Raw genomic sequence first — 1025 nt, forward strand, 5'->3', positions numbered from 1 at the left:
TATTGATAATGCACTACGGGTTAGGCTATGTCACTTTTTACATCAGTTGTTACTTTCGGGCCATTGGCAATTTTTCCAGCAAAATAGGCCACAGGTAAATAAGCTCCCACTAAATCTATAATGGTAAACCAAATAGGCGAAGGCAGCATCATCACCATAGAAATTCCTCCGGCTAAAAAGAAGAGGCCAATTATCATCGCAAAAATATTTTTTTTAGTAGCTATGCGGGCTGCAATATAAGCGCCTACAAAAGTGCCAATGGCGTGGGCTAAAAATGGAAAGATAAAATGTTTGGGTTGGAGCAGTGGCATACCTGCTTTCAAACCTTCTTCGGTGGTCATATCTACGCCAGCAGGGGCGGTAATAATACTGCCGCTTACCATAATAATGGCCATGTTTACTAAACTGCCAATTACCACTCCCGAAATAATAGCGATGATGTTTCTTAATATTGGGTGCATATTTTTATGGTTCTGATAAAATTTTTAGGGCTGCTGATTTTGAATTTACAAAATTGATTTGACCTAGTTTGTTGCTTTCGTAAACAAAATCTTTAAAACTTTGGCTTTGGTAGTTGGAAAAATTGCCTACAATGGCTAAACGCATTTTGTAATTGGAGAATTTTTGCAAAATTTCGCCCGCCATTTTAGTGCTTAAATCAAAAAACTCGGGCGTAATATTTTGTTCATGCATGATCACGTTATCGTAACCTTGGTAATAAACGTTTCCAATTAAATCTACTCCATCCTCAATTTTACTAATTACTAAAGCGTCGGCTATTATTTCTGCAGTAGAGTCGTTTACTTTTAAAATCTCCATTTTCAAATGTAGTAAAAAGGAATTTTGCTACATCCGTTTAAAACAAAAAAGCCAGTCGCTTTTTAACGACTGGCATACGATAATTGTTATAGATTAACGTGAGTTTTGGATGTTATGCCCTGATAATCAGTGTGCAACGCCAGCACGCAATCTTTCCTGCCCTTACCGATAGCGGTACAAGCTATGCCGGGCATTGGCACTCCATT

Annotated in this window: 2 protein-coding genes; both read right to left on the reverse strand. The window is 38.0% G+C overall.

The window, feature by feature from the left end; translation table 11 throughout:
• Positions 1-20: 20 nt before the first annotated feature.
• Entirely contained in the window at positions 21-461 is a 441-nt protein-coding gene (locus B3I52_RS08060; RefSeq protein ID WP_293300213.1) for a hypothetical protein, read from the reverse strand.
• A gap of 4 nt (positions 462-465) precedes the next feature.
• The gene (locus B3I52_RS08065; protein ID WP_293300214.1) at positions 466-819 is read right to left on the reverse strand and encodes a DUF4180 domain-containing protein; all 354 of its coding nucleotides are present in this window, start codon (positions 817-819) and stop codon (positions 466-468) included.
• Between the last annotated feature and the right edge of the window lie 206 nt (positions 820-1025).

The organism is Pedobacter sp. UBA4863, assembly GCF_002399615.1.
GTDB lineage: Bacteria > Bacteroidota > Bacteroidia > Sphingobacteriales > Sphingobacteriaceae > Pedobacter.